Raw genomic sequence first — 13,458 nt, 5'->3', positions numbered from 1 at the left:
TCGGTGGGGCCGTTCCGTCCGGAGCTGCGTGGCCGTTCCCGTCCGGGAGGCGTGTGGCCGCTCCCGTCCGGGAGACACGCGAACGCCCCGTCCCGGGTGCGGGACGGGGCGTGCGTTCGTCTGTTCGGCCCGGCGGGGCTCGCTCAGGCGGCGCCGTACGGCGTGGCGTCGAGGATCTCGACGCTCATCGAGCGGCCGTTCGGCAGCGAGTAGGTGGCCTTCTCGCCGACCTTCTTGCCGTTGATCGCGGAGCCCAGGGGGCTGTTGGGGGAGTACACGTCGATCGGCACGCCGCTCTCCTCGCGGGACGCGAGCAGGAAGGTGACCTCCTCGTCGTCGCCCTCGAAGGAGATGGTGACGGTCATGCCGGGGCCGACCACACCCTCCGAGCGCGGGGCCTCGCCGACCTGGGCGTTCTCGAGGATGTGCTTCAGCTGAAGGATGCGGCCCTCGATCTTGCCCTGCTCCTCCTTGGCCGCGTGGTAGCCGCCGTTCTCGCGCAGGTCACCCTCCTCCCGCGCCGCCTCGATCTTCTGCGCGATCTCGATGCGGCCCGGGCCCGACAGGTGGTCCAGCTCAGCCTTGAGCCGGTCGTACGCCTCCTGGGTCAGCCAGGTGACGTTGTCAGCGCGGGTCTCGGTCACGGGTACTCCTCATCCACATGTTGCGATCTCGCTCGCCCGGCGGACGTGCGACACATCGACATGAAGTGCGGCCGGGTTAAACCTCTAGCCTATCCGGTGTGTGCGGTAAAGCTTCCCTGAAGCCGGGCTCCGCAATCTGCAGCGCGGGTTTCGGCTTCGGCGGGTCCTGTTTAATCCTGGTATGTCCGACCTGCTAGGCGTTCTCGCCGGTCAGACGGGTCGGGTCAGACCTTGTGGCAGTCGCGGATGCGCCCGCCGGTCGCCTTGTGCGGGGTCTCCAGGGTCTCCTGGGCGGTGACCTTGGCCGTCCCCTCGGGGACGGTGATCTCACGCTGGGCGAGCACGTTCAGCTTGTCGTCGTAGGCGTCCACGACGCACTGGACCCGCTCGTCCTTCGGCTTGCCGACGGCGTAGGTCACGACGGCGGCGTTCTCCCGGAGGTCAACGACACGGGTCTGCATGGAGATTCCCGGAGTCTGCCCGACATGCGCCATGATGATCGCCCAGCCCACGCCCATGAGGACCGTCGGGACGCCGATCACGACCCAGCCGAGCTTGCCCAGACCGGGCCGGTCCGGCCTCCGCCGGAACGGCGAGAGGGGCACCGCCTCCTCCACCTCCGGCTGGAATTCCGTACCCTGCGTGGACGGCTCCGCCGCCGAACCGGCGTCCGTGCCGGTCGCGGCGGCCGTTTCGGCGGCGGCCTCGGCGGCGGACGGCTCGGGCGCGGAGTCTGCTGGGACGCTGGCGCTCATGGCGGGGAATCTCCGTGCGGGGTGGCGGTGTTGTCAGGAACAATTCTCTTCGGTCCCGGGTGATGCTCCGCACCGGGTCCCGTCGAACCGTGCTGCGAGGGAGATCCCCAGGTGTCCGACCAGGTGTCCGAGCTCACCACCGGCCCGTCCGAGAAGGAGGGCCCCGGCGCGCCCCGGCTGCGCCTGATGGCCGTGCACGCCCACCCGGACGACGAGTCGAGCAAGGGTGCGGCCACGATGGCCCGCTATGTCGCCGACGGCGTCGACGTGCTCGTCGTCACCTGCACCGGTGGCGAGCGTGGCTCGATCCTGAACCCGGCGATGGACCGTCCGGAGGTCAAGGAGAACATCGGCAAGGTCCGCAACGAGGAGATGGCGCGGGCGCGCGAGATCCTCGGCGTCGAGCAGCGCTGGCTCGGCTTCGTCGACTCGGGCTTCCCCGAGGGCGACCCGCTGCCGCCGCTGCCGGAGGGCTGCTTCGCGCTCGAGCCCCTGGAGACGGCCGCGGAGGCGCTGGTCAAGGCCGTCCGCGAGTTCCGTCCACACGTGATCCTCACCTACGACGAGAACGGCGGCTACCCGCACCCGGACCACGTCAAGACCCACGAGGTCTCGGTCGAGGCGTTCGAGGCGGCGGGCGACCCGGACCGCTACCCGGGCGTCGGCGGCGAGCCGTGGCAGCCGCTCAAGCTCTACTACCACATGACCTTCAACACGGCCCGGATCCAGGCGCTGGACGAGGCGATGAAGGCCGCGGGCCTCGCGTCCCCCTACGGCGACTGGCGCAAGCGCGCCGAGGAGCGCCCCGAGCAGTGGGAGGTCACGACCCGGATCCCGTGCGGCGAGCACTTCGAGACCCGGGACCGGGCGCTGCTCGCGCACGCCACCCAGATCGACCCGGACGGCTTCTGGTTCGCCGTCCCACTGGACGTCCAGCGCGAGGCTTGGCCGACCGAGGACTACCATCTGGCTAGGTCCCTGGTCGACACGGAGTTGCCGGAGGACGATCTGTTCGCCGGTATCCGGGAGAAGGTGTCCGTCTGATGCTCGCCCTCGCCACCACCGCCGCCACGGTTCTCGCAGACAAGAACCTGCCGCTGAACAACGACACGGTCACCCCGGGATTCCTCGGGTTCGGCGTGTTCCTGGCCATCGGCGTGGCGCTGGTCTTCCTCATCCGCTCGATGAACAAGCAGATGAGGCGGATCCAGGCCCCCAAGGAGGCCGACCTGAAGCAGCAGGAGTGGGAGCGCGCCGAGGCCGCCAAGGCGGAGGCCGAGACGCCGGAGGCGAAGACCTCCGCGAAGTCGGCCTCCGAGTCCTGACGACCCCGTCCGGATGAACGCGCCCTCCCCTCAGGCGCGCCCGGACGGCGTCGTGTCCGCGATCCCCGTCATGCGGGTGATGCGGACCAGGGACGACGGCCAGGGCGGCAAGGTCACCTTCTTCGAGCTGTTCTTCGACCTGGTCTTCGTCTTCGCGGTCACCCAGCTCTCGCACAGCCTGCTCCAGCACCTGACCTGGCGCGGCGCGTTCGAGACGCTGATCCTGCTCATGGCCGTCTGGTGGGCGTGGATGTACACCTGCTGGACGACCAACTGGTTCGATCCGGACCATCCGGCCATCCGGATCATGCTGGTCGGCGTGATGGTCGCCGGGCTGCTGATGGCGGCGACGCTGCCCGGCGCGTTCGGCTCGCGCGGGGTCTGGTTCGCCGCGACGTACGCCACGATCCAGGTCGGCCGGACGTTGTTCGTGGCGTGGGTCACCCACGGGCACGCCCTCGGCCCCAACTTCAAACGCGTCCTGGTGTGGCTGTCGACCGGATCCGCGCTGTGGATCGTCGGCGGCCTGGTGGACGACCCTCGCCGGCGCGCCCTGATCTGGGTCGCGGCGATCGCGGTCGAGCAGATCGCGCCGTGGACCGGGTTCCGCGTGCCGGGCCTCGGCCGCTCGTCCACCACGGACTGGGACATCGACGGCTCGCACATGGCCGAGCGCTCCCAGCTCGTCGTGATCATCGCGCTGGGCGAGTCGGTGCTGGTCACCGGCGCGACGATCAGCGGCCTGGCGGTGGACGCGGCGAACGTCACGGCGTTCGCCTCGGCGTTCGTCGGCAGCGTCGCGCTGTGGTGGATCTACTTCGACCACACCGCCGACGTCGCGTCCGAGCGGATCGCCGCGTCCGACGACCCCGGACGGCTCGGCCGCTCGGCGTACACGTTCATGCACATCCCGATGATCGCGGGGATCATCGTCGGGGCGGTCGCGGACGAGCTGGCCATCGCGCACCCGTCCGGGCACGTCTCGGGCGGCATGGTCGCGGTGGCGCTCGGAGGCCCGATGCTGTTCGTCGCCGGGCACGCGCTGTTCAAGCGGGTCGTGTTCGGGACGTTCACCGTCGCCCGCGTCGCCACGATCATCGCGCTGGCCTCGCTCGCCCTCGTCGCGAAGCACCTCACCCCGCTCCTGCTGAGCTTCGCGACGACGCTGATCATCGCCGCGCTGGCCCTCTGGGACGTCCGCGCCTACCGCCGCTTCCGCCACGAGAGGGAGGCCGCGGCGCTCGGCCTCCCGGACCCGGAGGCGGCCGGTTTCCACATCCCGGCGCCGCGTCCCGAAGCCGGGCTGAGCGGCGGCACGTGCCCGGAGGCCGATCTGGGCTTCGGACCACGCGTGGCGGACTGACCGTCCGGCCTGGTCGCGCCGGGGTCAGGCCTTGCCGTGGTCCCAGCTGACGACGCGGTCGGGCTCCATGACGATCAGGACGCGCTTGGCCATCGCCTGCTCCAGTCCGGCGGCGAACGCGGGGTCGACCGGCTCGCCGACCTCCGGGACGGGCAGCCCGGCCATCCGGGACCCGACGACCACGCCGATCTTCAGCAGGGGCTCGCGGTCCTCGATCACCAGGCCGCGCCCGTACAGGGTGACGCCGCGCAGCTCGCCGTACTGGACGCCGTCCTCGACCAGGCAGGTCATGACCGGGTTCCGGCGCAGGTTCAGCACCTTCTGGGACGACCGGTACGTGGTGAACGCGATCCGGCCGTCCAGCAGGGCGTAGAACATGGTGACCAGGTGCGGCGCGCCGTCCCCGCCGACCGTCGCGACCTGCACCCGGTGGCTCTCGCCGAGGAACGCCGCGACCTCGTCGGGACTCATCCTGATCTTCTCGCGCTTGCTGCTCGCCACGGCGGCCTCCCGGGTCCTGGACGGAACGGACCCGCCCAGAATAATCAGGCACTTATTTCAGGCCCTCACCGGCATCATGGGCGGATGTCCGTTCGCGAACTCGTCGTCCTCGGCTCGGCCAGCGCCGTCCCCACCCGGCACCGCAACCACAACGGCTACCTGCTCCGCTGGGACGGGCAGGGCGTCCTGTTCGACCCCGGAGAGGGGACGCAGCGCCAGATGATCATGGCCGGGCTGGCCGCGAACGACATCACCTGGATGTGCGTGACCCACTTCCACGGCGACCACTGCCTCGGCGTGCCCGGCCTGGTCCAGCGGATCGCGCGGGACGGCGTGGCGCATCCCGTCCACGCGGTGTTCCCGGCGTCCGGCGCGCGGTACTGGGAGCGGCTGCGGCACGCGACCCCGCACCGCGAGAGCGACGTGATCGTCGAGATGCCCGTCGCGGGGGAGCGGGCGACGCTCGCGACCGGCGACCCGTTCACGCTCACCGCGCGCCTCCTGTCGCATCCGGTCGAGGCGTACGGGTACCGCCTCGCCGAGCCGGACGGCATGACGATGCTGCCCGAGCGGCTCGCCGAGCTGGGCGTCCGCGGGCCGCTGGTGCACCGCCTCCAGGTGGACGGCCAGGTCGTCACCCCGGACGGGCGCACGGTCACGCTGGAGGAGTGCGCCGTCCGCCGCCCCGGGCAGAAGGTCGCGTTCGTCATGGACACCCGGCTCTGCGACGGCGTCTACGAACTCGCGGACGGCGTGGACCTGCTGGTCATCGAGTCGACCTTCCTGGACGAGGAGGCCGAGCTCGCCGCCGACTACGGCCACCTCACGGCCGGCCAGGCCGCCGAGGTCGCCAAACGGGCCGGGGTCGGACGGCTCGTCCTGACCCACTTCTCCGAGCGGTACCGGCCGTCCGACGAGCCGCGCTTCGTCGAGCAGGCCGCGCGCGTCTTCGACGGCGAGATCACGCTCGTCCACGACCTGGACCGCATCCCGCTGCCACCCCGCCGCGCGGCCGTGGCGGGGGATTGAACGACGTTCGCCGGACGAATGCAAGAGCACGGCAACAATCGGCATTTCTGCTGACTCGCCGCCCGGAGAACGATCTGATGAGCACATGGGGATCTCCGCGACCGCCCGGGCCGGGGCGGCGGCTGTGCTCGTTGCGGCGCTCGCCGCGGCGTGCTCGAACTCCGGCTCGAACGATCACGTCCGGCCGCCCGTGGCAGGGGGAGGCCCGACGTCCGGTTCCCCCGGGACGTCGGGTCCCGCCGGGACGCCCGGCCCCGCCGGGACGACCGACCCGCCGACCCCGTCCGAATGGGGCAAGCCGGTCGTCCAGGACGGGTTCGACGGCACGTCGGTCGACACGTCCAAATGGATCGTCTACAACAGCCCGACCGACCGCGTGAACCCGCGCACGTCCGCGGCGACCAAGGTGGACGCGGGGACGCTGCAACTCACCGGCGGCATCTACAACGGCAAGGACCTCTCGGGCGGCATCGCGTCCAGGCTCACCCTCACGCACGGCCGCTGGGAGGTGCGGATGCGGGCGGACAAGGGCGTCGGCTACTCGGCGGTCGCGCTGCTGTGGCCGAAGGTGTTCGGCGTCCCGGAGAAGGCCGAGATCGACTTCGCGGAGATGATCGACCCGACCAAGCAGAGCGCCGACCAGTACATCCACTACGGGCCCAACGACACGCAGAAGCACCACGTCCTGAAGGCCGACTTCACGCAGTGGCACGTCTTCGCGCTCGACTGGCTGCCGCACCGCCTGACCTTCTGGCTGGACGGCCGGAAGGTCTGGGACTACACGGGCGACCTCACCCCCGAACGCTCCCAGATGGGGCTCGCCCTCCAGAACGACCAGGTCTGCGACCGTGGCGCGAACTTCTGCCGCAACGCCACCACCCCGAAATGGGTGACGATGTACGTCGACTGGATCAAGATCTTCCGCGCCCCGTCCTGACCGGCACCCGGCCCCGGACGACCCGGTCCCGATAGGGCAGGATGGCCGCATGAGCACATCGGTGGACGTCGTCGTGATCGGAACCGGACCGGGCGGTGAGAACGCCGCCGGCCTCCTCGCGGACGCGGGCCTGTCGGTCGTGGCCGTCGAGTCGCGGCTGGTCGGCGGCGAGTGCCCGTACTTCGCCTGCGTCCCGACGAAGATCATGGCGCGCGGGTCCGACCTGCTCGCCGAGGCCCGCCGCGCGGACGGGCGGGCCGGGACGACGACCGTGACGCCCGACTGGGCCCCGGTCGAGGCGCGCATCGCCGACGACGCCACCAGCCACTGGAACGACCAGGCCGCCGTCGACCGCCTGAACGCCCGGGGCGTCCGCGTCGTCAAGGGCCGCGGCCGGATCACCGCGCCCGGCGAGGTCACCGTCGGGGACGAGACCTTCAGCGCGTCCCGCGGCGTCCTGCTGAACACCGGCACCAGCCCGACCGCGCCGCCGGTCGAGGGCCTCGCCGACGTGCCGTTCTGGACGAACCGGGACATCGTGAAGGCCACCACCGCGCCCGAGTCGATGCTGGTGCTCGGCGGCGGCGTGGTCGGCGCGGAGCTCGCGCAGATCTTCGCCCGGTTCGGCACCCGCGTGACGATCGTGGAGGTCGCCGACCGCCTGCTCGCGCTCGACGAGCCCGAGTCGTCCGCGCTGATCGAGCGGGTCTTCACGGGCGAGGGCATCACCGTCCGGACGGCCGCGAAGGTGACGTCGGCGTCCTATGACGGCGCCACGTTCACCTTGTCCCTCCCGGACGGCGACCTGACCGCCGAGCGCCTGCTCGTCGCCGCCGGCCGCCGCCCCAACATCCGCGACCTCGGCCTCGAGCACTACGGCGTGGACGAGACCGTCCGCGCCCTCCCGGTGGACGACGGCCTGCGCGTCACCGACGGCCTCTGGGCGATCGGCGACATCACCGGCAAGGGCGCCTTCACGCACATGTCGATGTACCAGTCCGCGATCGCCGTCCGCTCCATCCTCGGCGAGGACGGCCCGCCCGCCGCCTACCACGCCGTCCCGCGCGTCACCTTCACCGACCCGGAGATCGGCGCGGTCGGCCTCACCGAGGCCCAGGCCCGCGAGCAGGGCCTGAACGTCCGCGTCGGCACCACGAGGATCGCCGACTCGACCCGCGGCTGGATCCACGGCGCCCCGGGCAACGAGGGCTACATCAAGCTCGTCGAGGACGCCGACAAGGGCGTCCTCGTCGGCGCGACGGCCGCGGGCCCCTACGGCGGCGAGATCCTCGGCGCCCTGGTCACGGCCGTCCACGCCCGCGTCCCCACCGACACCCTCCGCACGATGATCTACGCCTACCCCACCTTCCACCGCGCCATCGAGTCCGCCCTGGCCGACCTCAGCTGACCCCGGGCACGGAGAGCGCCGCGCCCACCAGCGCGGCGTTCCCGTCCGCTCTCGTGCCGTCCGGCAGAAGCAGCGTGTCCTCCAGCCCGATGCGCGTGTCGAGCCCGAGCCGTCCGGCGTGCTCCAGCACAGGCCAGGCCCCACCGTCCTCGCCGTGCAGCAGCACGGAAACCCCGCCGGGCAACTGCGCCAGCAACTCGTCGGCCGTGTCGGCCGCCGTTGCCGGATCGGTGTCGACGACCTCGGCCAGGACGCGCAGCACCCGCCCCACCAGCCCGGAACCCGAGAACCGCTGAGCCCCGTCCGTCCCCGACCAGACCCCGGCCTCCACGCCGACACCAAGGTCGAGCAAGGCGGCGGCGACCTCCTCGGCCCCGTCCTCATGCCAGTTCACGGACGCGTAGTCGGGCAGAACCCGCCACCCCCCGATCACCGCGAGCCGGTCGTCCACCTCAGGCGCGGCCCAAGCCCCCGTCGTCACCCCGACCCGCACCCCGGACGGCACCGCCGCCCGAACCGCCGAGACAAAGGCCCCCACGACCTCCGGCGCCAACGAGTCGCGCCCGTCCCCATCCTTCGGATGAACATGCAGCTCACGAGCCCCTGCACGCACCGCCCGCGCAGCCTCCGCCGCCACCTCCCTCACAGTGACCGGCACACCCTCAACACGAACCCCGTTCAAACACCCCTGAAGCACCCGGCCATCATCCCCGCCCCCACTGACGTTTCCAGACGTTGCCGTTGCCACGGGCAAGCAGCAGCGCGCCGGTGAGCGCCACAACGGCCAGTGCCGCCCATGCTTGGTGGGCGGCCGCCCAGTGCGGGTCCTGCGCGTCCACGAAGAGTGCGGCGCCGTCCGGCAGGAACATCGTCCCGAGGACGAACAGCAGCACCCCCGGTGCGGCCAGGACTCCGCCGGCCTCGCCGGCGTTGAGCCGCAGTCCGAGTGCGGCCAGGCAGAGGGACAGTAGAAGCAGGGCGCCGGCCTCGATGGCCAGCCCACCCAGCGGCAGAAGTGTGCGTGCGTCGGCGGAGGTCCTGAGCCAGGTCACCGCCACGACCGTCCACCACAGGGCGGTCCCGGCCAGGAGGGCGGGCACCGCCCGCACAGCCCGGAGTGTCAGGGGGGAGACCGGGACGACCACAGTGCTCGGGGCCGCAGGGTCGTCGAGCACGAAAGCCGTGCCAAGGGCGATCGCGATCGCTCCCAGCCTGATGATGCTGATCGCGATGGACAGGCTCAGACGCAGGTCGGCGACGCTCGGGGTGACGGCCACCAAGAGTCCCAGCAGCGCTCCGCCCAGCATCGGGGACAACCGTGCCGCTCGCAGTGTGGGGATGAGCATGGCACGCAGAATCAGGAGACGGCCGGGTCCTGAGGAAGTCGAGCGGCTGGGGGCTCGGACCGGGGTGTTGGCGGCCGCTGCGGCTCCCGGGTCGGTCCCGTCCGGCGACGACCGCCGGGTCAGCATCGGCTCCCTTCCGCGAGCGCGCGGTCGGGAGCCGGGACGCCGAGGATCTCGGCGGCGCGATCCGTGCTGGTCGCGGAGGCCGCGAGCTCGGCCCAGGATGCCCGGACGCGCGCTGCGACCTCGCCTGCCGGACGATGCAGCAAGTCGAGCACCAGGGCCTCCTCGCGAGCATTGAACGTCAGGCCGGCCGCCGACCCGAGCAGCGGCAGGCTGAGACCGCCGGACGACCGGCGCACCATCGACATGAACGCGTCCTGAGTGCCGGCCGTCGACTGCGCCGCGAGCCAGAGCACCAGGACCGACGGCGACCGGCAGAGCATCGTCAGCCTCGACTGCCCGGGAACCTTCCCGGTGACGACCCGGAAGGCGAACTCCGCGGCGAAGTCGATCACGGCGTCGCTGGACCGGTCTCCGGCGGCGGAGCCCTCACCCCAGTCGGTGCCCACCGTCACGGCGTCGGGTGTGTGAGCGGCGAGGTCGTCCTGCTGCCAGGTGGACAGGGGCGGAGGGAGCGGCGTCCCAGCATCACCACCGGAGAAGATCCGCTGTCGTATGAAGTAGTGCGCGGTGGAGACGTCGGGCGGTGTACGGCTCAAGATGCCTTGGGCGACGTGGGCCCACTGCGCTCCCCAACCTGAGAAGTCCGGGAATGAGCAGTACGAGACGTTTCCGATGGTGCTGCATGTCTCGTACTTGACGGGATGCCGGGTCGCCTCCGCGCGAGCGCGCAACGTACTTGCCGGGACGCCGCCGAGTTGGACGCCGGCGGCGGCCACGGCGGCCACCAGAGCAAGGGAGCCGGTCGCCTTCAGCGTGAGCGAACGGACGCCGGACCGCATCAGGGCGACGACGGCCAGCAGGACCGCCAAGGCGCTGAGCCAAAGGGCGTGGGCGCCGGCGGGGCGACCTGCCAGGTCGGCGGGCAACGGCGCCGCGATCTCGCTCTCAATGGCGATCAGACCGAGCCAGCGCCACGACGCGGTGTTGTTCACCGCCGCCACGAAACTCATGATGCCCAGACCGGCCAGGGCGAGCGGAGCCACCGCCGCGGAGGTGGAGAGCCGGGCCAGCAAGATCCCGATCACCCCGGCCAGCAGTACGCAAAGTGGTCCGGCCGCCACTTCCAGTGGCTGGACATGGCCGACGGCTCCCGCCTTCCCCGCCAGATAGAACATCCGCCCAACGGCCACCGCACCGGAGAGGACGGTCACGGGCAGCAGGGACAGCAGATGGGCCGTGGTCCGTTGCCCCTTGGTGAGCACCAGGACCTCATAGAGGGCCGCGACGCCATGACGCTGCGCGCGAAGCGCCGCGAGGTTGGCGGCCAGCAGCGTCCCGGCGGCGACCACCAGGAGGATCGGCTGGCTCGACCAGGACGCGTCCTGCAGCACAGGGAAGCGGTGAGCGGCATCCCCGGTGGAGGCCTCGTAGGCCCAGGGCGCCAGGTAGAGCGCAAAAGCGCCGAGGACCGCGGGGTGGCGAAGCAGCCGGAACGCCTCGACCGCGGCCAGGGCGATGACGGCCCGTCGCGCCGCGCCGGGCACGGTGCGCGGGGTGGGAGGTGTCTGGGAACGGTTCACGGTCGTGGTGCTGCTCATGCGGTGGTCCCGTGGGCGGCAGTGGCATCGAGGAGCATCAGATAGCCGTCCTCCAGCGTGGGTTCCAGCACGTCCGCCGCGTGAGGCGGTGTTCCGATGTTCCGGAACGTCCCCAGGCCGGTGCGCCATCCGGCAAGGGCATGAGAGTCCCGTTCGGCACTGCTCCATACCCGCCCCTGCGCCACGGTGGCGAGTGCGGCGGGTTCGCCATCGAATTTCACCCGCCCCCGGTCGAGGACGATGACTCGTCGGCACAGGGCGGAGACGTCTTCGGTCTGGTGAGTCGAGAGCAGGACCGTCCGCCCCTCCCCGAGGTTGGCGATGAGTTCGCGGAACCGCAGCCGCTGCTCGGGGTCGAGACCGACGGTCGGTTCGTCGAGGATGAGGAGCGCCGGGTCCCCGACGATCGCCGCGGCCAGTGCCACGCGTTGCCGCATGCCGCCGGAGAGCGTCTTGATGCGCTTGCTGCGGTGGTCGGCGAGGCCGACGGCCTCCAGCACCCTGAGGGCCTCGGCCCGTCGTCGCGACCGGTCGGTGATCTCCTTGAGGATGGCGATGTAGTCGATGAAGTCGAACGCGCTGAAGTTGAGGTGGAACCCGGGGTCCTGCGGGAGGTATCCGAGGCGCCGGCGGATGGAGAGCCGGCCGTGCGCGCTCGCGGGATCCTCTCCCCCGATGGACAGCGAGCCGCTGCTGGGAGCGATCGCGGTCGCGAGGACCCGCAGGAGTGTCGTCTTGCCCGCGCCGTTGGGGCCGAGCAGTCCGGTGACGCCCGGGCCCAGTTCGAAGGAGACGCCGGCGAGCGCCGGACGGCCGCGGTAGGCGAGCGTCACGTCCTGCGCTCTCACTGGCGTGCCGAGGTCAGACACAGGTGGGTCTCCTTACGGGAATCGGATGGTCCGCCGGTGGGGCCGCGGCTCTCGGAAGTCGTGCGCGTGCTCGAAGGCGGGCCGGCGCAGGACGAGGAGCACGGCCGCGCAGCCGGCCACCGCCGCGGCGGCCGACTGGCCGGCTGGCGAGAGCACCAGGGAGGAGTCCGTGGCGGGACGTGCTGTGAGAAGCACGCAGACGATCCAGCCGGCACCGGTGATCCAGCCGGCCCTGACAGGCTCGACCCTGGTGGACAGTCCGAGCGCGGCCAGGTCCAGCGCCAGGGACGGCAACAGCCAGCCGAACATGGCCGGGCCCTGCTCCGGCAGTACCAGGCTGCTCAACCCCGCGATCGCCGTGCTGGTGACGAGCACGGCCAGCGTCCGGAAGAGCAGAAGGCGGAAGCCGTTCACGGGAGCCGTGATCGTCAGCTCGTACGTGGGATCGAAAGCCGGCCCGTAGGAGACGGCCACCCCGGCCAGCGAGACCAGCGGGGCCGCTGCCAGGAACAGCGAGGAACCGCCGCTGCCGTGAGTGAGCCGGGCCGCGATCGCGGCGAGCAACAGGATGAGTGTCGCCCCGGCCAGCCAGGACCGGCGGAGCGCGGGGGACGCGACGGCCGGCCTGGCGATGTGTTCGGGGACTCCGAGCCGCACTGCCGAACGCTCGAACAGGCCGCGGGACGGCTCGTCCAGCACGTTTTCGATCTTTGACCAGTTGGCCGCCAGCCTGGACGGCCCGACATGTTCGGCGAGCGCGCTTCGGCACTCGGTGCAGGACCGCAGATGGGCCTCTTGGGCTGTCGGCGGCTCGGAGACCGGGCCGCCTTCAGCGGCGAAGGCGCCCAGCTGCAGGTTCGTAAGGTGCTGCGACGGGTCGGCCGCGGGCGGACGGGGCAACGGCGAGGACGCGTGGGGCTGCACCTGGTCACCTCTTTCTCGGGCTACGGCGGTTCTTGATGGCTGTTCGGCGTCTCGCGACAGTGGAGCGGGGCGTTGTCAGGCCAGTTCCTGCTGAAGCCTGCGGCGCGCCCTCATCGCCCGGGTCTTCACCGTGCCCTCCGGGATGCGCAGCGCCACAGCCGCCTCGCGTGTCGACAGGCCGTCCACCACGGTCGCGTGCAGAACGGTCCGGAGCTCCGCGGGCAGGCGCTCCATCGCGTCGTTCAGGTCTCCGTGCGGCAGTCCGCTCAGCAACTCCTCCTCAGCGGAGGACGCCCGGAGCCGATGGTCTCCGAGACCGCCGAGGAGCTGGAGCAGCCGTCGCCCGGCGCCCTGGCGACGCGTCGCGTCCGCCAGGCGGCGTGACCCGATCCGCCACAGCCAGCCGGCGACCTCGCCGCCCGGTTGCTCCCGGTAGTGGGCCTTGCCGCGCCAGATGCCGAGGAAGGTTTCCTGTACGGCGTCGTCCACCAGCGCGGCATCGGGGCACCGGCGTTGGAGCGTGACCGTCAGCCATGGCGCATACCGGCGGTAGATCTCTTCGAAGGCGGCGCGGTCGCCCTCCGAAGCGGCGCGGAGCAGCACGGCATCACTCTCCGGCTGTTCCTTCGTCAC

At 71.5% G+C, this 13,458-nt stretch carries 15 protein-coding genes; 6 read left to right on the top strand and 9 right to left on the bottom strand.

Features of this window, described 5'->3' with window-relative positions:
- Positions 1-143: 143 nt before the first annotated feature.
- Together greA and AB0L06_RS39935 are read right to left on the bottom strand one after the other, a co-directional pair.
- Positions 144-644, bottom strand: a complete 501-nt coding sequence (gene greA, locus AB0L06_RS39940) for a transcription elongation factor GreA (protein WP_122194588.1) — start codon at positions 642-644, stop codon at positions 144-146.
- Positions 645-868: 224 nt separating this feature from the next.
- A complete protein-coding gene (locus AB0L06_RS39935) occupies positions 869-1,399 on the bottom strand; it encodes a DUF4307 domain-containing protein (RefSeq protein WP_500236551.1) in 531 nt (176 codons plus the stop codon).
- Between the two features lie 186 nt (positions 1,400-1,585).
- On the opposite strand from AB0L06_RS39935, the gene mca reads away from it, so the two are divergent.
- From mca to AB0L06_RS39920, 3 genes are read left to right on the top strand one after another with little or no spacing between them, the layout of a single operon-like run.
- Positions 1,586-2,443 carry a mycothiol conjugate amidase Mca gene (gene mca / locus AB0L06_RS39930; protein ID WP_500236612.1) on the top strand — a complete coding sequence of 286 codons (858 nt, stop codon included), beginning with the start codon at positions 1,586-1,588 and terminating at the stop codon, positions 2,441-2,443.
- Positions 2,443-2,724: a hypothetical protein gene (locus AB0L06_RS39925; protein ID WP_500236549.1), complete on the top strand. Its 282-nt coding sequence runs from the start codon at positions 2,443-2,445 to the stop codon at positions 2,722-2,724. Before mca ends, AB0L06_RS39925 begins: the two co-directional genes overlap by 1 nt.
- Positions 2,725-2,737: 13 nt before the next feature.
- The gene (locus AB0L06_RS39920; protein WP_500236547.1) at positions 2,738-4,087 is read left to right on the top strand and encodes a low temperature requirement protein A; all 1,350 of its coding nucleotides are present in this window, start codon (positions 2,738-2,740) and stop codon (positions 4,085-4,087) included.
- 24 nt (positions 4,088-4,111) lie between these two features.
- Here AB0L06_RS39920 and AB0L06_RS39915 read toward each other — a convergent pair whose 3' ends face one another.
- Positions 4,112-4,588 (bottom strand): pyridoxamine 5'-phosphate oxidase family protein, encoded by a 477-nt coding sequence (locus AB0L06_RS39915; RefSeq protein ID WP_500236545.1) that lies wholly within the window; start codon positions 4,586-4,588, stop codon positions 4,112-4,114.
- Between the two features lie 84 nt (positions 4,589-4,672).
- Between AB0L06_RS39915 and AB0L06_RS39910 the strand changes: the two genes are divergently transcribed.
- The 3 genes from AB0L06_RS39910 to AB0L06_RS39900 all read left to right on the top strand — a co-directional run bounded on the left by AB0L06_RS39910 (position 4,673) and on the right by AB0L06_RS39900 (position 7,962).
- On the top strand, positions 4,673-5,617 hold the full coding sequence (locus AB0L06_RS39910) for a ribonuclease Z (RefSeq protein ID WP_500236543.1): 945 nt from the start codon (positions 4,673-4,675) through the stop codon (positions 5,615-5,617).
- Positions 5,618-5,702: 85 nt separating this feature from the next.
- Positions 5,703-6,554 (top strand): glycoside hydrolase family 16 protein, encoded by an 852-nt coding sequence (locus AB0L06_RS39905; protein WP_500236542.1) that lies wholly within the window; start codon positions 5,703-5,705, stop codon positions 6,552-6,554.
- Positions 6,555-6,603: 49 nt separating this feature from the next.
- The gene (locus AB0L06_RS39900; protein WP_500236539.1) at positions 6,604-7,962 is read left to right on the top strand and encodes a dihydrolipoyl dehydrogenase family protein; all 1,359 of its coding nucleotides are present in this window, start codon (positions 6,604-6,606) and stop codon (positions 7,960-7,962) included.
- Here the strand turns inward: AB0L06_RS39900 and AB0L06_RS39895 are convergent.
- The 6 genes from AB0L06_RS39895 to AB0L06_RS39870 form a co-directional block, all read right to left on the bottom strand.
- Entirely contained in the window at positions 7,955-8,620 is a 666-nt protein-coding gene (locus AB0L06_RS39895; RefSeq protein ID WP_500236537.1) for a 3-keto-5-aminohexanoate cleavage protein, read from the bottom strand. The two genes, AB0L06_RS39900 and AB0L06_RS39895, sit on opposite strands and share 8 nt — an antisense overlap.
- 46 nt (positions 8,621-8,666) lie before the next feature.
- On the bottom strand, positions 8,667-9,308 hold the full coding sequence (locus AB0L06_RS39890) for a hypothetical protein (protein WP_500236535.1): 642 nt from the start codon (positions 9,306-9,308) through the stop codon (positions 8,667-8,669).
- A 119-nt stretch (positions 9,309-9,427) separates the two neighbouring features.
- Positions 9,428-11,032, bottom strand: coding sequence for a hypothetical protein (locus AB0L06_RS39885; RefSeq protein WP_500236533.1), 1,605 nt, complete (start codon positions 11,030-11,032; stop codon positions 9,428-9,430).
- The gene (locus AB0L06_RS39880) at positions 11,029-11,901 is read right to left on the bottom strand and encodes an ABC transporter ATP-binding protein (RefSeq protein WP_500236532.1); all 873 of its coding nucleotides are present in this window, start codon (positions 11,899-11,901) and stop codon (positions 11,029-11,031) included. Before AB0L06_RS39880 ends, AB0L06_RS39885 begins: the two co-directional genes overlap by 4 nt.
- Before the next feature lie 12 nt (positions 11,902-11,913).
- The gene (locus AB0L06_RS39875; RefSeq protein WP_500236530.1) at positions 11,914-12,825 is read right to left on the bottom strand and encodes a hypothetical protein; all 912 of its coding nucleotides are present in this window, start codon (positions 12,823-12,825) and stop codon (positions 11,914-11,916) included.
- 75 nt (positions 12,826-12,900) lie between these two features.
- Positions 12,901-13,458 (bottom strand): RNA polymerase sigma factor, encoded by a 558-nt coding sequence (locus tag AB0L06_RS39870; protein ID WP_500236529.1) that lies wholly within the window; start codon positions 13,456-13,458, stop codon positions 12,901-12,903.

This window comes from Spirillospora sp. NPDC052269 (assembly GCF_040679435.1).
Taxonomy (GTDB): Bacteria; Actinomycetota; Actinomycetes; order Streptosporangiales; family Streptosporangiaceae; genus Spirillospora.
Note: the sequence above shows the minus strand (reverse complement) of the source record. Positions and strands in the feature narration are given on the sequence as shown.